This window comes from Amycolatopsis stemonae (assembly GCF_054781455.1).
Genome location: NZ_BAAGUJ010000015.1, coordinates 34,368 through 52,926 on the forward strand (window position 1 = coordinate 34,368; position 18,559 = coordinate 52,926).

Below are 18,559 nucleotides of genomic sequence, written 5' to 3' on the forward strand. Positions count from 1 at the left end.
CGGGCCGTCGCGTTACACCACGCGGGCGCGCTTTAGGGTGAACGCGACAGGAGGCAGCACATGAGCGGACTGAGTGCCGAGGTCTTCGGCGGGCGCATGCCCACCGGCGGCAGCGACCTGGCGATCGAGACCCACGGCATCACGCCGATCCCGCCGGGCAACCGCTTCGGGCGGCCGTGGCGGCTGTTCAGCGTGTGGTTCGCGCCGAACCTGACCATGACCGCGGTGTTCACCGGCACCCTCGCGGCGTCGCTGGGCCTCGGCTTCTGGACGGGCCTGGCCGCGATGCTCGCCGGCACCGTCCTGGGATCGCTGCCCCCGGCGTACCTGTCGACGTGGGGGCCGCGCACCGGCACCGGCCAGCTGCCGCTCGCCCGGCTGCCCTTCGGCGGCGGCGTGGTGCTGCCGGGGCTCGTCCAGTGGCTCGGCTCGATCGCCTGGGACGCCCTGGTCGGGCTGTTCGGCGGCGAGGCCCTCGCCGAACTGACCGGGCTGCCGTTCTGGGCCGCGGTGCTGATCGTGCTGGTGCTGCAGTGCACCCTCGGCGTCTTCGGCTACGCCCTGATCCACCGCGTCCAGACGGTGATGACCGTGCTGCTGGTGCTCGCGTTCGCGGCGCTGGCCGTGAAGGTCCTTTCCGGACACCCGATCGCCACCGCGAACACCGCGTCGGGCGCCGACCTCGCCGGCGGCGTCGTCCTGTTCACGACGATCACGTTGTCCCTGGCCATCTCCTGGGCGCCGTACGCGTCGGACTTCAGCCGCTACCTGCCCGTCGAGACGTCGTCGCGCGCGGTCTTCTGGGCGACGCTGCTCGGTCTCACGGCGTCGTACGCGATCGGTGAAGGCCTCGGGCTCGCGCTGGGGTCGTCGCTGGGCGACCAGACGGCCGCGGGCGTCGCGCACCTGCTCGGCGGCGGGTTCCTGGGCGCGCTCGCGCTGGCGGTCATCGCGCTCGCGGCGGTGTCGTCGAACGCGATGAACGACTACAGCGGCTCGCTGGCCCTGCAGACGGTCGGCGTCCGGCTGCGGCGGCCCGTGTCGGCGGTGGTCGTCACGGTGCTCGCGTTCGCGCTGATCCTCTGGATGCACAGCGGTGACCTGGCGGCCAAGTTCGAGAACGTCCTGTTGTTCGTCAGCTACTGGATCCCGCCGTTCCTCGGTGTCGTCGTCCCGGACTGGCTCGCGCGGACCCGCGGCGGGCGGAGCGTGGACGTCCTGGCTTCGGTCCCGGTGCGTCCGTGGGCCGCGCTCGTGGCCTTTGTCGTGGGCTTCGCGGCCGCGGTGCCGTTCATGAACACGTCCCTCTACACGGGACCGGTCGCGGCGGCCCTGCACGGCGCGGACCTCGCCTACTACGTCGGCCTGATCGTTTCGCTGGCAGCGTATTACGCGCTTCGCGGCCGTCCCGCGGTTGACCTCAAGTAATGTAGAGGTTTCACGATGGTGTGGTACCCCTCGAAGGAGGAACCATGCCAACCGCACTCGTCACCGGTGCTTCCGCCGGCCTGGGCCGGGCCCTCGCCGCGGCCCTGGTGAGTCGCAAGTGGACGGTCGTCGGCGACGGCCGTGACGCGGCCGCGCTGGCGTCGGCGGCCCGGGAGACCGGCTTCACGGCCGTCCCCGGCGACGTCGCCGACCCGGCCCACCGCGCGTCGCTGGCCGACGCCTGCCCGTCGCTCGACCTGCTCGTCAACAACGCCAGCTCGCTCGGCGTGAGCCCGCTGCCGCCGCTGGGGAGCTATCCCTTGGCGGAGCTGGAAAACGTCTACCGCGTCAACGTCTTCGCGCCGCTCGCCCTGACGCAGCTGCTGCTGCCGGCGCTGACGGCGGCGCGCGGCACGATCGTCGACATCAGCTCGGACGCCGCCGTCGAAGCGTACGAAGGCTGGGGCGGCTACGGCTCCGCGAAAGCCGCGCTCGACCAGGTCACGGCCGTGCTCGGCGCGGAGAACCCGGAGCTGGCCGTGTACGCGGTCGACCCGGGCGACCTGCGCACGGCGATGCACCAGCGCGCGTTCCCGGGCGAGGACATCTCGGACCGCCCGCTGCCGGAGACGGCCGTCCCGGCGTTCCTGCGGCTGCTCGACGAACGCCCGCCCAGCGGCCGCTACCGCGCCGCCGACCTGCTGGTGACCGCATGAACATCCGCTTCGACCTGCCGGACGAGCTGTCAGCGTCGGCCCCGCCGGAAGCTCGTGGCCTGGCGCGTGACGAGGTCCGCCTGCTGGTCGCGTCGCCCGCGGGTGTCCACCACACCGTGTTCTCTTCGCTGGGGGAGCACCTGAGGCCGGGTGACCTGCTGGTGGTCAACACGTCCGGCACGCTGCCCGCGGCGGTCGACGCCATCCGCGGCGGGCGTCCGGTCGTCGTCCACTTCGCGACGGAACTGGACGACGGCGCCTGGGTGGTCGAGCTGCGCGCGCCCAGCGGTCCACTGCTCGACGGGCAGGCGGGGGAGCGGCTGGAGCTGCCCGGGGGAGCGTCGCTGACGCTGCTGGCCGGTGGGCCGCGGCTGTGGCGGGCGACGGTGACGGTCGAAGGGACGGTGCCGGGGTTCCTGGCGGCGGTCGGCCGCCCGATCCGCTACGGGTACGTCCCGCGCGCGTGGCCGTTGTCGGACTACCAGACGGTGTTCGCCCGCGAGCCGGGCAGCGCGGAGATGCCGTCGGCGGCCCGGCCGTTCTCCGACGCGCTGGTGACCCGCCTGGTGACGGACGGCGTCCTGTTCGCGCCGCTGCTGCTGCACACGGGCGTGTCGTCGCCGGAGGCGGGCGAGCCACCCCAGGCCGAGCGGTTCCGCGTCCCGGCGACGACGGCCGCGCTGGTCCAGTGGGTCCGCGGCCGCGGCGGCCGGGTGATCGCGGTGGGCACGACGGCGGCGCGCGCCCTGGAGTCGGCGGACCTGCCCGGCGGCTCCGAAGGCTGGACGGACCTGGTCCTCGGCCCGGACCGCCCGGCCCGGGTGGTGGACGGCATCATCACGGGCCTGCACGCCCCGGACGCGTCCCACCTGCTGCTCCTGGCGGCGGTGGCGGGCCGCGACCTGGTCCAGCGCGCGTACGACGCGGCGGTGGAGCGCCGCTACCTCTGGCACGAGTTCGGCGACGTCTCCCTGCTCCTGCGCCGCTGACCTCGCGCTAGTGGCGGGCTTCGGCGTTCTGCCGGCGCGAGCGCAGCAGGCCCGCGATCGCCACCACCGCGATGCCGAACCCGATCCCCGTCACGATCGACGCCACCAGGCTCGCCGTCGCGGTGGCGAGCCCGAACGCCCCGCCCAGGTAGACCGGGATGCTGACCGCCACCGGCAGCCAGTTCCGCAGCGTGAACGCGCGGTCCGACGCCAGCCACAGCACCAGCGTCACCGCGGCCGCCGTGACGACCGGGATCCCCCAGACCACCAGGCTCGTCACGGCGTCCATGCCGAGTGACCTGAACCACTCGAACGTCGCCTGGCCCATCCCGATGAACAGCACGACCAGCGCCACGCGGACACCGGTGGCTCCCTGGCCCCGTCGGCTCGTCATGTCTTCCCTCCCGTTTCCGTCGTCACCCGTACCACGTTCGGGTGACCCGGGAGGTTGTCCACGCCGGGCGGAAAGTCCAGATGCCGGGAACATCTCGCGTTCACCGGCGACGCCCCGCATGCTCTGGCGGCACCGAGAGCGAGGACATTCGCCCAGTAGGCGCGCCGCCGGCCGATGTCAAGGAATCTCACAAGATTTCCCGGGATGCGGATGGCTATGCGCCCCAGTGGGTGACCGTGCGAACCTCGCCACGACACCGACCCCGGAAAGGCGACGCCGACGTGCGCACCCACCACAGAACCCGCTTCCTGGCCTCGGCGCTGGCCGCTCTGACCGCCGTGGGGCTGCTCGCGGGCTGCTCCCGCGCGGCCGACACCACCACGCCGGCCGCCAACCAGGGGGCCGCCGGGGAGGTGCGGCTCGGGTTCTTCCCGAACGTCACCCACGCGCCCGCGCTGATCGGGGTCAAGAAGGACTTCTTCAAGCAGGAGCTGGGCTCGACCAAGCTCACCACCCAGACGTTCAACGCGGGTCCCGACGAGGTCAACGCGCTGCTGGGCGGCTCGCTCGACATCGCCTACATCGGCTCCGGCCCGGCCATCAACGCCTTCACCAAGTCCAAGGGCAGCATCCAGCTGATCTCGGGCGCGGTCTCGGGCGGCGCGCAGCTGGTCGTCAAGCCGGACATCACCAGCGTCGACGGGCTCAAGGGCAAGACGATCGCCACCCCGCAGCTGGCCAACACCCAGGACGTCGCGCTCAAGAAGTTCCTGGCCGGCAAGCAGCTGACCGGCCAGGTCAAGATCACCAACCTGGACAACTCCAAGACGCTCGACGCCTTCAAGAAGGGCGAGGTCGACGGCGGCTGGCTGCCCGAGCCGTGGGCGTCGCGGCTGGTCCTCGACGCCGGCGCGAAGGTCCTGGTCGACGAGAAGGACCTGTGGCCCGGCGGCCGCTTCCCGACGACGGTCATCATCGTGCGCAGCGAGTTCCTGCAGCAGCACCCGGACACCGTCCGCGCGGTGCTGAAGGGCCAGCTGGCCGCGATCGACTGGGCGAAGGCCAACCCGGCGGACGCGAAGACCGTGGTCAACGGCGCGCTCAAGGAGTTCGCCGGCAGTAGCCTGAGCCCCGCGGTGATCGACCGGGCGTTCTCGGGGATCGAGCTGACCAGCGACCCGATCCCGGCCGAGTTCCCGCAGCTCGCGCAGGACTCGGTGACCGCCGGCGTGGTGAAGTCCGCGGTCGCGCTGAAGGGCTTCGCCGACTTCGGCCCGCTGAACGACGTGCTCAAGGCGAAGAACCAGCCCGCCGTCAACGCCCCCGAACTGGCCAAGTGATCCGGAGAGGCAGCCCGCGATGACCACCACCCTCCCCAGCGGCCGCACCAGCTACACCGGTGCGACGGCGGTCCGGCTCGACGGCGTCCGCAAGGCGTTCGGCCCGGCCGGCCGCGCGGTCATCGCGCTCGACGGCGTGGACCTCACGGTCGCGCCCGGCGAGTTCGTCTGCCTGCTCGGCGCGTCCGGCTGCGGCAAGAGCACGCTGCTGAACCTGGTCGCGGGGCTGGACGCGCCGTCGGCGGGGGAGATCACGCTCAACACGTCGCGGCCCGCGGTCATGTTCCAGGAAGCCGCGCTGATGCCGTGGCTGACCGCGGCCCGCAACGTCGAGCTGCCGCTGCGGCTGGCCGGCTTCGGGCGCGCCGAGCGCCGTGAAAAGGCCGCCGAGCTGCTGGAGCTCGTCCGGCTGGAGGGCGCGGGCGGCAAGCGGCCGCACGAGCTGTCCGGCGGGATGCGGCAGCGGGTCGCGCTGGCCCGCGCGCTGGCCGCGACCCTGCGCGTCGGCGGTGACCCGCAGCAGGCGCTGCTGCTGATGGACGAGCCGTTCGCCGCGCTCGACGCCATCACCCGCGACGTCCTGCAGGGCGAACTGCTGCGCGTCTACCGCAGCACCGGCACGTCGGTGCTGTTCGTGACCCACGACGTCCGCGAGGCCGTCCGGCTCGGGCAGCGCGTCGTGCTCCTGTCGTCCCGGCCCGGGAAGGTCGTCCGCGAGTGGACGGACGTCCCGCTGGCCGACGCCGAGGAGCTCACCGAAGAGATCACCGGGCACCTGCGAGAGGTGATCAGCACCCATGCCGCAGCTTGACCGGTCCGAAACCGACCTGGACGCGGTCGGCGCCGGACTGGATTCGCTCGACGCCCCGGTCGGCGATCGCCGTCCGAGCTTCTGGAAGCGCTTCGCCTGGGGTTTCCTGCCACCCGTGCTCGCCCTGGTCCTGCTGGTCGTGGTCTGGCAGGTCCTCTGGGCGGCGGCGTTCTGGTCGGAGGCGCAGCTGCCCGCGCCGATCGCGGTGTGGGACGAGTTCTGGAGCCGCGTCGTCGACGGCGAGGTCTTCGGCTTCGTCTGGACGTCGGTCCACCGCGCCGCGCTCGGCTTCCTGGCCGGCGTGGTCATCGGCACGCCGCTGGGGCTGGTCGTGGCGAAGGTCCGCGTGGTGCGGGCGGCGATCGGGCCGTTGCTGACCGGGCTGCAGAGCCTGCCGTCGGTGGCCTGGGTGCCGGCCGCGATCCTGTGGTTCGGGATCAACGACGGCGCGATCTACTTCGTCGTCCTGCTGGGCTCGGTGCCCTCGATCGCGAACGGCCTGGTGTCGGGCATCGACCAGATCCCGCCGATCCTGCCGCGCGTGGGCCAGGTGATGGGCGCGAACCGGCTCTCGTCGGCCCGGCACATCCTGCTGCCCGCGGCGCTGCCGGGCTTCCTCGCCGGGCTCAAGCAGGGCTGGGCGTTCTCGTGGCGCTCGCTGATGGCGGCCGAGCTCATCGCGCTGTCCCCGCAGCTCGGCGTGGGTCTCGGCGCGTACCTGAACCAGGGCTCGTCGCTCAACAGCATCGAGACGGTCATCGCGGCGATCTTCCTGATCCTGCTGGTCGGCATCGGGATCGAGCTGCTGGTGTTCCGCCCGCTGGAGCGCGCGGTGCTGCGGGCCCGCGGACTGACTTCTTCACTTTGACCCGCCGCTGATGTCGAAGCCGGGATTCCGGCGTCGACGTCCCCTTCGCAAGTCGACGAAGGGAGCAGGCGATGGTTGTCCCGGTGCTGGTGGCGTCGGTGGCCGCGTTCGTGGTGAGCGCGGTCTGGTACACGGTGTTCGGCCGGGTGTGGGCCGAGCTGAGCGCCGCGGGCGCGGCGGCGCGGCCGTCCCCGTGGCGGATGGGCGCGGAGTTCGGCCGGACGGTGGTGCTGGTCGTGGTCTTCGCGGTGCTGGCGACGGCGACGTCGTGGCCGGTCTTCGGCCTGGCGGCGCTGGTGTGGGCGGGGTTCCCGGTGGTGATCCTGGCGGGCTCGGTGCTGCACGAGCGCGTGCCGGTCCGGCTGGCCGCGTTGCACGCGGGCGACTGGCTGGTCAAGATCGTGGTCGTGGCGCTGGTGCTGGCGGTGTGGCGATGACCGGGGTGCTGCTGGACGGGATCGCGTTCGGCGAGTCCCCGCGCTGGCACGACGGCCGCCTGTGGTTCGCCGACTGGCTGGCGCACGAGATCGTGGCGGTCACCCCGGCCGGGGCGCGCGAGGTGGTGTTCCGCGCGGACTTCCCGACGATGCCGATGTGCTTCGACTTCGCCGGCGGCCGGCCGCTGATCATCTCGTCGTCGGACGGCCTGCTGCTGCGGCTGACCCCGGAGGGCCTGGTCACCCACGCCGAGCTGGGCGGGCGCGGGTTCAACGAGATCGTGGTGGCACGCGACGGCGGCTGCTACGTCAACGGCGGCGGCTTCGACCTGATGGCGGGGGAGCCCTACCGGCCCGGGGCGCTGCTCCACGTGAGCCCGTCGGGCGTGGTCCGCGAGGTCGCGGCCGACATCGCGTTCGGCAACGGCATGGCCCTGACCCCGGACGGCGCGACGCTGATCGTGGCGGAGTCGTACGCCAACCGGCTGACGGCGTTCACGGTCGGCCCGGACGGTGGCCTGATCGATCGTCGGGTGTGGGCCGACCTCGAAAAGGGCGTCCCGGACGGCATCGCGCTGGACGCTTCGGGCGCGGTCTGGGTGTCGGACGTCCCGGGCCGGTCGTGCACCCGGGTCCGCGAGGGCGGCGAGGTCGTCGAACGGCTGGCGTTCGACCACGGGTGTTTCGCGTGCGCGCTGAGCGACGACACGTTGTACCTGGTCACGCAGGAGTGGCAGGGCCTCGACGGCGTCGGCGCGGGAGCCCGGACGGGCCGGATCCTGACCCACCCGGTGTCCGTGGGCCGTGCTCAGTCCTCCGGCGGATCCGTCGCCACCTCGAGCGAGAGCTGCTGAAGGATCTGCAGAACGTCAGGCCCGGGACACTCGTCCTCGAAGGTCTCGACGACCTTGACGAACCCCATCAGCAGCCCGCGCATGAGCGCTTCCTGCCGGCGAGCCAGCTCGTCGACGGCCTGCTTGACGACGTCCTGCAGTTCGGCGAGGTACTCGGGCGGGACGGCGGAGTCGGCCGTCATGGTGAATTCGAGCGCGCCCTCGAGCAGTTCGGGATAGCCGCTCGCGCCGGCTTCGCCCCCGGTTTCCAGGTTCTGGCGAAGCCGGTAGACCGACGCCAGCAGGCCGATGCCGGTCTGCACCAGATCCGTGTCCTCCATGCCGGAAGCATGGCACGCGAACCGCGGCCCCGCCCTCGACGCGAGCCTTTTGATCCGTGACCGGCGGGTGGTGTTTCGCGGCCCCGGCGCGGGTGCGGGCGAGAACGCGGTCGCTGAATGCGGCGGGTGGCCGTGCCCGGGGGCGTGGCTGGGTGAGTGGTGTTGCGGCCCCGGCGCGGGTGTCGGGCGGGAACGCGGTCGCTGAATGCCACAGCCGGCCGCGCCCGGGGGAGGGCGTGGCCGGCTGCGTGGTGTCTAGCGGCCTCGACGAGCTCCAGCGCGGGTGCCGGCCGAGAACGCGGCCGCGCCGCCGCTCCGGCGGTTGCCCGCCGTGCCGCCGCCCGAAGCCGCGGCTCCGCCGAACCGGCGGGCACCCGAGGCGGTGGCCCCGTCGGACCGGCGGGCGGCACCCGCGGCCCCGCCGGATCGCCGGGCGCCGCCGGATGCGGGCTCGCCGGACCGGCGGCCGCCCCCGGAAGCAGCCGTGCCGGCGCGGCGCGACGCTGCCGTGCCGCGGCCGGAGTTCTGCTGGTCCTCGCGCCGCGCCTGGCCGTTCGCCCGGGAGCGCTGGCCGCCGCGGTTCTCCTTCGGCGTCGCCGGGGCGCCTCGGCGTCCGCGGCCCGCGCCCGGCGCCGCGCCGGATGCCGTGACCTTCTTCGGCCGGTTGTCCACCGGCGGCCGCTTCGGGGAGGCCGTGAACGACCGCTCGCCCGGGGCCAGCTCCGCCAGCAGCGGGTGACCCGGGCCGAGCTGGGTCGTCGTCGGCTTGATGCCCGCCTTGCGGGTCAGGTCGCGGACGTCGCGGACCTGCGCGTCCGTCATCAGCGTCACGACCGTGCCCGAGGCCCCGGCGCGAGCCGTGCGGCCGGAGCGGTGCAGATACGCCTTGTGCTCGACCGGCGGGTCGGCGTGGATGACCAGGCGGACGTCGTCGACGTGGATGCCGCGCGCCGCGATGTCCGTGGCCACGAGCGTGCGAGCCGTCCCCGACGAGAACGCCTCGAGGTTGCGCGTGCGGGCGTTCTGGCCCAGGTTGCCGTGCAGCTCCACCGCCGGCACGCCCGCCGCCAGCAGCTTCCGCGTCAGCGCCTTCGCGCGGCTCTTCGTCCGCGTGAACACCAGGGTGCGGCCCGGCGCCGCGGTCAGGTCGACCAGCACCGGCAGCCGGTGGGTCTCCTCGAGGTGCAGGACGTGGTGCTCCATCGTCGTCACCGGCGACTGCGCCGAGTCGACGCTGTGCAGCACCGGGTCGTCCATGAACCGCTTGACCAGCACGTCGACGCCGTTGTCCAGGGTCGCGGAGAACAGCAGCCGCTGCCCGCGCGACGGCGTCGCGTCCATGATCCGCCGGACCTCGGGCAGGAAGCCCAGGTCGGCCATGTGGTCGGCCTCGTCCAGCACGGTGATCTCGACGGCGTCGAGCTTCACGTGCCCGGAGCGCATGTGGTCGGCGAGCCGGCCGGGGCAGGCGACGACGATGTCGACGCCGTCACGCAGCCGCGTGATCTGCGGGTTCGCGCTGACGCCGCCGAAGATCGTGGTCGCCTTGAGGCCCAGCGGCTTCGCCAGCGGCAGGATCGACGCCTCGATCTGCGTCGCGAGCTCGCGGGTCGGCGCCAGGATCAGCGCGCGCGGACGGCCCGGCTTGCGGCGCGTCGGGCCCGCGGCGAGGCGGGCCAGCACGGGCAGGACGAAGCCGTAGGTCTTGCCGGAGCCGGTCCGGCCGCGGCCGAGCACGTCACGCCCGGCGAGGGTGTGCGGCAGGGTCGCCGCCTGGATCGGGAAGGGCTCGGTGACGCCCTGGGCGGCCAGCGCGTCCACCAGGGTGGCGGGCAGGCCGAGTTCAGCGAAAGTGCTCATAAGTCAGTGCGGGCGCGCTAAACGCCCTGGTCTCCATAACCTGAGAAGGGTTGTCCTGCCCGGCGCAGACCGGTCAACGGCCGCGGCGCGTGGTAGTCGACAACAGCAGCGTGCCGAGGCAGAACTGAGCGGCCCGCATGATCAGTGTACCGAACGAAGGTGACATACCCCCAGTGAGATTGCCCGCACTCTGGGAGACTTGCTAAGTTACCGGTCGGTAATCGAGGAGGACGACCATGCTGCTGAACCCGCACGAGTACGACCCGGCCCACTTCGACGCGGAAACGCGCCGGTTGCTCCGGGCCACCATCGACTGGTTCGAGCAGCGTGGCAAGGCGAAGCTGACCGAGGACTACCACAACCGCACCTTCTACGCGGACTTCCTCGAGTTCGCGGGCAAGGAAGGCCTCTTCTCGACCTTCCTGACGCCCGCCGCGAACGCCGACGGCAACCCCGACAAGCGCTGGGACACCGCCCGCGTCGCCGCCCTCTCGGAAATCCTCGGTTTCTACGGGCTGAACTACTGGTACCCGTGGCAGGTCACGATCCTCGGCCTCGGCCCGGTGTGGCAGAGCGCCAACGCGGACGCCCGCAAGCGCGCGGCGGACGCCCTCGACGCGGGCGGCGTCGGCGCGTTCGGACTGTCCGAAAAGGATCACGGCGCCGACATCTACTCCTCGGACCTGGTCCTCACCCAAGACGGCGACGGCTACCGCGCCACCGGCTCGAAGTACTACATCGGCAACGGCAACTGTGCGCGCACGGTGTCGGTCTTCGGTCGCATCGACGGCGTCGAAGGCCCCGACCAGTACGTCTTCTTCTACGCCGACTCCGAGCACCCGAACTACCACGTGGTGAAGAACGTGGTGCCGTCGCAGATGTACGTCGCCGAGTTCCGGCTCGAGGACTACCCGGTGCGCGCCGAGGACATCCTGCACGTCGGCGCCGAAGCGTTCAGCGCCGCGCTGAACACCGTCAACATCGGCAAGTTCAACCTCTGCTTCGGCGGCATCGGCATGGCGACGCACTCGCTGTACGAGGCCGTCACCCACGCGCACAACCGCGTCCTCTACGGCAACCCCGTCACGGACTTCCCGCACGTGCGCCGCGAGTTCGTCGAGGCGTACGCGCGGCTGACGGCGATGAAGCTGTTCTCCGACCGCGCTGTCGACTACTTCCGCAGTGCGAACCCGGACGACCGCCGCTACCTGCTCTTCAACCCGATCACCAAGATGAAGGTGACGACCGAGGCGCAGAAGGTGATCGGCCTGCTCGCCGACGTCGTGGCGGCCAAGGGCTTCGAAGCGGACACCTACCTCGCGATGTCCAAGAACGACATCGACGGCCTGCCGAAGCTCGAAGGCACGGTGGCGGTGAACCTCGCGCTCATCGCGAAGTTCATGCCCGCCTACCTGTTCGCTCCGCAGGAGTACGCGCCGGTCGGCACGCGCACCGACGCCGCGGACGACGAGTTCCTCTTCCGCCAGGGCCCGGCGCGCGGCCTGTCGAAGGTCCGGTTCCACGACTGGAAGACCGCCTACGCCGAGGCCGCGCACATCCCGAACGTCGCGCTGTTCACCGAGCAGGCCGGCTACCTCGTCAAGCTGCTCACCGAGGCCGCGCCCGGCGAGGACCAGCAGAAGGACCTCGACTTCGGGCTCGCGCTGACCGAGCTGTTCACGCTGATCGTGTACGGCCAGCTGATCCTGGAGCAGGCGCGGATCACCGGTCTGGACGCCGAGGTCGTCGACCAGATCTTCGCCGTGCTGGTGCAGGACTTCAGCGCCGCGGCGGTGGACCTCAACGGCAAGGCGAGCTCGACCGACGCCCAGCAGGCGATCGCCTTGGCCGCGGTGCGCAAGCCGGTCGTCGACGCGGAGCGCTTCGAGAACGTCTGGGCGCGCGTTCGCGCGCTTTCCGGGACCTACGCGATGAACCCGTAAGCCGATCGACACCCGGTCTTCCGGTTGGCAAGATCACTTGGGTGAACCCTGAGCGGGCAGCGGAGCTGATCTGGGACGCCTGGCAGACCGGAGAACGGCTCGACGGCCTGCCCGCCGACGCCCGCCCGTGCGACCTCGCCGAGGGCATGGCTGCGCAGGCAGCGCTCGCCGAGCTGGCCGGGCCGGTGTCCGGCTGGAAGATCGCCGCGACCACCGTTTACGCCCGGCAGTACCTCGACGTTCCGGGTCCGCTGCCGGGCGTGATGTTCGAGCGGTTCCGGCACGCCGAGGGCGAGCCGGTGCCCGCCGACACCCTGACCATGGGCGTCGCCGAGCCCGAGTTCGCCTTCCGGCTCAAGGCCGATCCCGGCCCGTCGCCGTCGCTGACGGCGTTGCTCGACGCGGTCGACACGATGTTCCTCGCCGTCGAACTGCCGGACAGCCGCTACACGGACCACCAGCACGCGGGCGGCCCGCAACTGCTCGCGGACGTGGCGTGCGCGGGCCGGTTCGTCGAAGGCCGGGCGGTGCCGGGCTGGCGCGACCTCGACCTGCCGCGGCAGCCGGTCGTCCTGCACGCCGACGGCGCGGAGTTCTCGCGCGGCAGCGGCAGCCTGGTGCTCGGCGACCCGCGCCTGGCGCTGCACTGGCTGGCGATGGACCTGCCGCGGCACGGCCGGTCGCTGCGCCCGGGCGACGTCGTGACGACCGGGACGGCCACCCCGCCGTGCCCGATCCGCGCCGGCGGGCACGTGGTCGCCGACTTCGGGCCGCTGGGCTGCGTGGAGGTGTGGTTCGCGGGGGGAGGGTAATTCGGCGGTTCCGGGGCTATCGTCGGCGCGTGGGCGAGCGCGGCAGGCCACGGCACCCGGACCGGCTGACCCCCGCCGAGTGGCGGGTGGTCGACGCGGTCCGGCACGGCCTGACCAACCGCGAGATCGCGACCGGGCGCGGCACCAGCCAGGACGCCGTGAAGTTCCACGTCGGCAACGCCGTCCGCAAGCTCGGCCTGACCGGGCGCGCGGAGCTGCGCGCGTGGCGTGGCGCCCCGGCGGACAGCGCACTGGGCCGGGCTTCCGGGGAGGAACCGATGCTGGGACCGATCGGGCAGGTTTCGCGGACCGTCGCGGACCTCGGCCGGGCGAAGGCGTTCTACGGGGACGTGCTCGGCCTGGACCACCTCTACACGTTCGGGGACTTGGCGTTCTTCGACTGCGACGGCGTCCGGTTGTTCCTGACGGCCGGGGAGCCGAACGGCCCGGAATCGGTGCTGTACTTCAAGGTCCCGGACATCGACGCGGCGTACGACACCCTGCGCGAGCGCGGGGTCGAGTTCCTCGGCGCGCCGCACCGGATCTTCCGGCACGAGTCCGGGGTGGAGGAGTGGATGGCGTTCTTCACCGATCCCGACGGCCATCCGACGGCGCTCATGAGCCAGCTCCCTGGCTAGAGTGACCGGGTGCTGACGTTCCGTGCCGGGTTCTTCGCGCTCGCCGCGGTCGTGCTGCTGCTCGACGCCGGGCTCTGGTGGTTCGGCCGCAGCCAGCACCAGACGACCGCCCGGATCGGGTTCCTCGTCGCGTTCGTGCTGCTGCTGGCCCTGCTCGCGCTGGCCGCCGGGCTGGTGCGCTGGGAGGTCGCGGCCCCGCTGGGCGCGGCGTCGACGTCCGGCCTGTTCTTCGTCGGCTCGGCGGCGATCTTCAGCGTGGGCTTCGGGTTCCTGCTGGCCGCGGTCGTCGGGGCGGCCCTCGTGCGCCGCCTGGTGCTCGACGCCTCTCCGGTCGGCTGGCGCGGCGGGACCTGGCTGATCAGCTCGTCGGCCGCCGTGGTGCCGGCGGTGCTGTTCGCGGTCGGTCTGGCGACGCTCCGCTGACCCGGGCCGCCACACGAAAGGCGGGCCACCCGAGGATGACCCGCCTTCCGCCGTTGTCCTACTTGCCGAACCCGGCTCGCCGCAGGGCGTCGGCCATGGAGCCGCTCGCTGCGGAGTTGCCGCCGCGGTCCCGGCCGCCGCCACCACCGCGCTGGCCGCCGCCGGAGCCGCCGCGACGCTGACCGCCGCCGCCCCCGCCCTGGCCGCGGTCCCGGCCGCCGCCGCGGTTGCCGGACGGCGCGCCCGGCTCGTCGTCCAGCCGCAGCGTCAGGGAAATCCGCTTCCGCGGCACGTCGACGTCGAGCACCTTGACCTTAACGATGTCCCCGGGCTTCACGACCTCCCGCGGGTCCTTCACGAAGTTCTTCGACAGCGCCGAGACGTGCGCGAGGCCGTCCTGGTGCACGCCGACGTCGATGAACGCGCCGAACGCCGCCACGTTCGTGACGACGCCTTCGAGCCGCATCCCGGGCTTCAGGTCGCCGATCTTGTCGACGCCCTCGGCGAACGTCGCCGTCTTGAACGCGGGGCGCGGGTCGCGGCCCGGCTTCTCCAGCTCGGCCAGGATGTCCGTCACCGTCGGGAGGCCGAACGTGTCGTCGACGAACTCCGCCGGCTTCAACGAGGACAGCGTCCGGGTGTTGCCGATCAGCGAGCGCAGGTCGGTGCCGGTCGTCGACAGGATGCGCCGGACCACCGGGTACGCCTCCGGGTGCACCGAGGACGAGTCGAGCGGGTCGTCGCCGTCCGGGATGCGCAGGAAGCCCGCGCACTGCTCGAACGCCTTCGGCCCGAGCCGCGCGACCTCCTTCAGCGCCACGCGGGAGCGGAACGGCCCGTTCGTGTCGCGGTGGGAAACGATGTTCTCGGCCAGCCCGGTCGTGATGCCCGAGACGCGGGTCAGCAGCGGCGCGGACGCCGTGTTGACGTCGACGCCGACCGCGTTCACGCAGTCCTCGACCACCGCGTCGAGCGAGCGCGACAGCGACACCTCGGAGAGGTCGTGCTGGTACTGGCCGACGCCGATCGACTTCGGGTCGATCTTCACCAGCTCGGCCAGGGGGTCCTGCAGCCGTCGCGCGATCGAGACCGCGCCGCGCAGCGAGACGTCCATGGTCGGCAGTTCCTGCGAAGCGAACGCCGACGCCGAGTACACCGAAGCGCCCGCCTCGGAGACCACGGCCTTCGTCAGCTTCAGCTCGGGGTGCTTCTTGATCAGCTCCTGGGCGAGCTTGTCCGTCTCGCGGGACGCCGTGCCGTTGCCGATCGAGATCAGCTCGACCTGGTGCCGCGCGCACAGCGCCGCGAGCTCGGCGATGGACTGGTCCCACTTGTTCGCAGGCTGGTGCGGGTAGATGACGTGGGTGTCGACGACCTTGCCGGTCGCGTCCACGACGGCCACCTTGACGCCGGTCCGGAAGCCGGGGTCGAGGCCCAGCGTGGCGCGGGTGCCGGCGGGGGCGGCGAGCAGCAGGTCGCGCAGGTTGGCCGCGAAGACGCGCACGGCGTCGTCCTCCGCGGCCTGGCGCAGCCGCATCCGCAGGTCGATGCCCAGGTGCAGGAGGATCTTGGTGCGCCACGCCCAGCGCACGGTGTCGCCGAGCCACTTGTCGCCCGGGCGGCCCTGCTGCGTGATGCCGAACTTCGCGGCGATGCGCTGCTCGTACTCGGTCGGCCCCACCTGCGGCTCGTCGGAGGGCTCCTCGGGCGCCATCGTCAGGTCGAGGACCTCCTCCTTCTCGCCGCGCAGCATCGCGAGGATCCGGTGCGAGGGGAGCTTGGTGTAGGGCTCGGAGAAGTCGAAGTAGTCGGAGAACTTCGCGCCTTCTTCCTCCTTGCCCGAGCGGACCTTGGCGACCAGGTGGCCCTGGCCCCACATCTTCTCGCGCAGCTCGCCGATCAGGTCGGCGTCCTCGGCGAAGCGCTCGACGAGGATCGCGCGGGCGCCGTCGAGCGCCGCCTGTGCGTCCGCGACGCCCTTGTCGGCGTCGACGAACACCGCGGCCGCGGCCTGCGGGTCGGTCGTCGGGTCGTCGAGGAGGCCGTCGGCCAGGGGCTCGAGACCCGCTTCGCGCGCGATCATGGCCTTCGTGCGGCGCTTCGGCTTGTACGGGAGGTAGATGTCCTCCAGGCGCGACTTCGTGTCCGCGGCCAGGATCGAGGCCTCGAGGGCTTCGTCGAGCTTGCCCTGGCTCCGGATCGACTCCAGCACGGCGAGCCGGCGCTCGTCGAGCTCCCGCAGGTAGCGCAGCCGCTCCTCGAGCGTGCGCAGCTGCGCGTCGTCGAGCATGCCGGTGACTTCCTTGCGGTACCGCGCGATGAAGGGCACGGTCGAACCGCCGTCGAGCAGCTCGACGGCGGCCTTGACCTGTCCTTCGCGCACGCCCAGTTCTTCGGCGATCTTCTGCTCGACCGACACGCTCACTGCTACACGCTCCCGCTTCGCCTGGTTCCGATCGTCTCATTCTGCCGTTTCGGCCGCCCCGACTTTCGGATGGGGCTCCTTGACAATCAGATTGGTCTAGTCCATTTTGTGGTGACCTGCCTCACCACCGTCGTGGAGGTCGCCCGTGGTCCCCAAGGTTCGTCTAGCACTCCTGTCGTTACTTTCCGTGGTCGCGCTGAGTCTCGGCGTGACGTTCGTCCTCGCCGGCAACGCTTCGGCGGCGAACATCCTGGCCAACCCCGGCTTCGAGGCCGGCACCACGGGCTGGACGTGCACCGCGGTGCCGACCGCCGTGAGCACGCCGGTCCACAGCGGCAGCCGCGCGCTGAGCGCGACGCCGACGTCGTCGGACAACGCGCAGTGCTCGCAGACGCTGACCGTCTCCGCGAACACGGCGTACAAGCTGTCGGCTTGGGTCCAGGGCAGCTACGTCTACCTGGGTGTTTCCGGCTCGGCGACGACCAGCACGTGGACGCCGGGCACCAGCGGCTACCAGCAGCTGTCGCTGAGCTTCACGACCGGCTCGAGCACGTCCCTGACGGTGTACCTGCACGGCTGGTACGGCCAGCCGACGTACTACGCCGACGACGTCAGCCTCGACGGCCCGGGCACCCCGCCGCCGACGACGCCGACCACCCCCACCACGCCGACGACCCCGCCGACCACCACCACTCCGCCGACGACGACCACGCCGCCGCCGACGCAGAGTGACCTGCCGAAGCACGTCCTGACGGGCTACTGGCAGAACTTCTACAACGGCGCGAAGGCGCTGAAGCTGGCGGACGTCCCGACGACGTACAACATCATCGCGGTGTCCTTCGCGGACGCCACGGGCACGCCGGGCGCGGTGAGCTTCACGCTCGACTCGGGCCTGTCGTCCCAGCTCGGCGGCTACACGGACGCGCAGTTCAAGGCGGACATCAAGACGGTCCAGGCGCGCGGCCAGAAGGTCATCATCTCGGTGGGCGGCCAGAACGGCACGATCAGCGTCAGCGATTCGACGTCGGCGAACAACTTCGCCAACAGCGTCAAGACGCTGATCTCGAACTACGGCTTCGACGGCGTCGACATCGACCTCGAGAACGGCATCAACGCGACGTACATGGGCCAGGCGCTGCGCAGCATCTACAACGGCGGCGGCAAGGTCATCACGATGGCCCCGCAGACGATCGACATGCAGTCCACGCAGGGCGGCTACTTCCAGCTCGCGCTGGGCATCAAGGACATCCTGACGATCGTCAACATGCAGTACTACAACTCGGGTTCGATGAACGGCTGCAACGGCAACGTCTACTCGCAGGGCACGGTCGACTTCCTGACGGCGCTGGCCTGCATCCAGCTCCAGGGCGGCCTGCGGGCGGACCAGGTGGGCCTGGGCCTCCCGGCGTCGTCCTCGGCAGCCGGCGGCGGCTACCAGGCCCCGGCGAACACGGTGTCGGCGCTGAACTGCCTGGCCCGCGGGACGTCCTGCGGCTCGTTCAAGCCGTCGGCGACGTACCCGTCGATCCGCGGCGCGATGACGTGGTCGATCAACTGGGACGCGACGTCGGGGTACGGGTTCGCCAACACGGTGTCGGCCGGCCTCGCGGGCCTGCCGTGACCGTGCGCTGAGGAAAGGCCCTCCCGGAAGCGCGGCCGGGAGGGCCTTCTTCATACTGCGCTGGTGGAGACGACCGTCTGGGTGGACGACTGGCAACTGCAGTGCTGCGGCGAACCGTTCTCGGTGGGTTCACGCGTGCGCTGGCACCTGGTGGCGTCCGATCCGGACTCCCTCGGCGAGGTGCTCGGCGAGGAGGCCGCCGCGCGCGTGCCGTACGCCGAGGAGCACCACGGTTCCGAGAGCGGCGATCCCGTCGAGGCGGTGGTGCGCAGCATCGACGCGGTGCACCACCGGCTCCGGCCGTCGCCGGAGAACCCGCAGTGGCTCGTCCACGTCGAGGATTCCACGGTCCTGCGCCCGGTTCAGCGAGCCGACGGCCGCGAGCCCGAGAGCGACGGGTTGTCCTTCCGCGGGTACCTCGTCGAAGTCGAACTCGGTCACTTCTCGGTCTCGTCTCGGCACGAGTCGTATTCGCCGTGAGCAGGGCCAAGAGGCTGGTGGCCACCGTCAGCAGACCGGAGACGACCGCGAGGACCTGGCCGATGGTCTTCCACTTCTCCTCGGACCGGCGCGGTGGTGGCCCGGACGCGTTCGGGTGGCGGGTCACGGTCACGTCGGGCCTCCGGTCTCCTCGGGAACCGGCTCGGGCCGGTTCACCTGCCCTGAGTCGCCCGGGGACG

The 18,559-nt window shown here is 71.8% G+C and carries 18 protein-coding genes; 14 read left to right on the forward strand and 4 right to left on the reverse strand.

Going from position 1 to position 18,559, the window contains the following annotated elements; all coding sequences use genetic code 11:
- Positions 1-60: 60 nt before the first annotated feature.
- Genes ACYVLJ_RS38015 through ACYVLJ_RS38025 form a run of 3 tightly spaced genes read left to right on the forward strand, consistent with a single transcriptional unit; the run spans position 61 to position 3,133 of the window.
- Positions 61-1,428 (forward strand): purine-cytosine permease family protein, encoded by a 1,368-nt coding sequence (locus tag ACYVLJ_RS38015; protein ID WP_451979106.1) that lies wholly within the window; start codon positions 61-63, stop codon positions 1,426-1,428.
- A gap of 44 nt (positions 1,429-1,472) precedes the next feature.
- Positions 1,473-2,144, forward strand: a complete 672-nt coding sequence (locus tag ACYVLJ_RS38020; protein ID WP_451979109.1) for an SDR family NAD(P)-dependent oxidoreductase — start codon at positions 1,473-1,475, stop codon at positions 2,142-2,144.
- Positions 2,141-3,133 (forward strand): S-adenosylmethionine:tRNA ribosyltransferase-isomerase, encoded by a 993-nt coding sequence (locus ACYVLJ_RS38025; RefSeq protein ID WP_460442304.1) that lies wholly within the window; start codon positions 2,141-2,143, stop codon positions 3,131-3,133. The genes ACYVLJ_RS38020 and ACYVLJ_RS38025 overlap by 4 nt, the downstream gene beginning before the upstream one ends.
- A 7-nt stretch (positions 3,134-3,140) precedes the next feature.
- Here ACYVLJ_RS38025 and ACYVLJ_RS38030 read toward each other — a convergent pair whose 3' ends face one another.
- The gene (locus ACYVLJ_RS38030; protein WP_451979115.1) at positions 3,141-3,527 is read right to left on the reverse strand and encodes a hypothetical protein; all 387 of its coding nucleotides are present in this window, start codon (positions 3,525-3,527) and stop codon (positions 3,141-3,143) included.
- Between the two features lie 281 nt (positions 3,528-3,808).
- Here ACYVLJ_RS38030 and ACYVLJ_RS38035 point away from each other — a divergent pair, with 281 nt between their 5' ends.
- The 5 genes from ACYVLJ_RS38035 (at position 3,809) to ACYVLJ_RS38055 (ending at position 7,837) form a co-directional block, all read left to right on the forward strand.
- Positions 3,809-4,867, forward strand: coding sequence for an ABC transporter substrate-binding protein (locus ACYVLJ_RS38035; protein ID WP_460442305.1), 1,059 nt, complete (start codon positions 3,809-3,811; stop codon positions 4,865-4,867).
- Between the two features lie 19 nt (positions 4,868-4,886).
- Positions 4,887-5,678 (forward strand): ABC transporter ATP-binding protein, encoded by a 792-nt coding sequence (locus ACYVLJ_RS38040; RefSeq protein WP_451979121.1) that lies wholly within the window; start codon positions 4,887-4,889, stop codon positions 5,676-5,678.
- On the forward strand, positions 5,665-6,546 hold the full coding sequence (locus ACYVLJ_RS38045) for an ABC transporter permease (protein WP_460442306.1): 882 nt from the start codon (positions 5,665-5,667) through the stop codon (positions 6,544-6,546). Before ACYVLJ_RS38040 ends, ACYVLJ_RS38045 begins: the two co-directional genes overlap by 14 nt.
- A 71-nt stretch (positions 6,547-6,617) precedes the next feature.
- Positions 6,618-6,983, forward strand: a complete 366-nt coding sequence (locus ACYVLJ_RS38050) for a DUF1761 domain-containing protein (protein WP_460442307.1) — start codon at positions 6,618-6,620, stop codon at positions 6,981-6,983.
- Positions 6,980-7,837, forward strand: coding sequence for an SMP-30/gluconolactonase/LRE family protein (locus ACYVLJ_RS38055; RefSeq protein WP_460442308.1), 858 nt, complete (start codon positions 6,980-6,982; stop codon positions 7,835-7,837). The genes ACYVLJ_RS38050 and ACYVLJ_RS38055 overlap by 4 nt, the downstream gene beginning before the upstream one ends.
- Here the strand turns inward: ACYVLJ_RS38055 and ACYVLJ_RS38060 are convergent.
- A complete protein-coding gene (locus ACYVLJ_RS38060; protein ID WP_451979134.1) occupies positions 7,792-8,157 on the reverse strand; it encodes a hypothetical protein in 366 nt (121 codons plus the stop codon). The genes ACYVLJ_RS38055 and ACYVLJ_RS38060 overlap by 46 nt on opposite strands.
- Before the next feature lie 255 nt (positions 8,158-8,412).
- Positions 8,413-10,017 (reverse strand): DEAD/DEAH box helicase, encoded by a 1,605-nt coding sequence (locus tag ACYVLJ_RS38065; RefSeq protein ID WP_460442309.1) that lies wholly within the window; start codon positions 10,015-10,017, stop codon positions 8,413-8,415.
- Between the two features lie 236 nt (positions 10,018-10,253).
- Between ACYVLJ_RS38065 and ACYVLJ_RS38070 the strand changes: the two genes are divergently transcribed.
- From ACYVLJ_RS38070 to ACYVLJ_RS38085, 4 genes are read left to right on the forward strand one after another with little or no spacing between them, the layout of a single operon-like run.
- Positions 10,254-11,960: an acyl-CoA dehydrogenase gene (locus ACYVLJ_RS38070; protein WP_460442310.1), complete on the forward strand. Its 1,707-nt coding sequence runs from the start codon at positions 10,254-10,256 to the stop codon at positions 11,958-11,960.
- Between the two features lie 41 nt (positions 11,961-12,001).
- The gene (locus tag ACYVLJ_RS38075) at positions 12,002-12,772 is read left to right on the forward strand and encodes a 2-keto-4-pentenoate hydratase (protein WP_460442311.1); all 771 of its coding nucleotides are present in this window, start codon (positions 12,002-12,004) and stop codon (positions 12,770-12,772) included.
- Positions 12,773-12,801: 29 nt separating this feature from the next.
- The gene (locus ACYVLJ_RS38080; RefSeq protein WP_460442312.1) at positions 12,802-13,410 is read left to right on the forward strand and encodes a VOC family protein; all 609 of its coding nucleotides are present in this window, start codon (positions 12,802-12,804) and stop codon (positions 13,408-13,410) included.
- 9 nt (positions 13,411-13,419) lie between these two features.
- Complete coding sequence (locus ACYVLJ_RS38085; protein ID WP_460442313.1) at positions 13,420-13,833, forward strand: hypothetical protein; 414 nt, start codon at positions 13,420-13,422, stop codon at positions 13,831-13,833.
- Between the two features lie 58 nt (positions 13,834-13,891).
- Here the strand turns inward: ACYVLJ_RS38085 and ACYVLJ_RS38090 are convergent, their stop codons facing one another.
- A complete protein-coding gene (locus tag ACYVLJ_RS38090; protein WP_460442314.1) occupies positions 13,892-16,258 on the reverse strand; it encodes a Tex family protein in 2,367 nt (788 codons plus the stop codon).
- Between the two features lie 145 nt (positions 16,259-16,403).
- Between ACYVLJ_RS38090 and ACYVLJ_RS38095 the strand changes: the two genes are divergently transcribed.
- Both ACYVLJ_RS38095 and ACYVLJ_RS38100 read left to right on the forward strand, forming a co-directional pair.
- Entirely contained in the window at positions 16,404-17,879 is a 1,476-nt protein-coding gene (locus ACYVLJ_RS38095) for a chitinase (RefSeq protein WP_451979153.1), read from the forward strand.
- Positions 17,880-17,942: 63 nt separating this feature from the next.
- Positions 17,943-18,359, forward strand: coding sequence for a DUF6578 domain-containing protein (locus ACYVLJ_RS38100; RefSeq protein ID WP_451979156.1), 417 nt, complete (start codon positions 17,943-17,945; stop codon positions 18,357-18,359).
- Positions 18,360-18,559 lie beyond the last annotated feature (200 nt).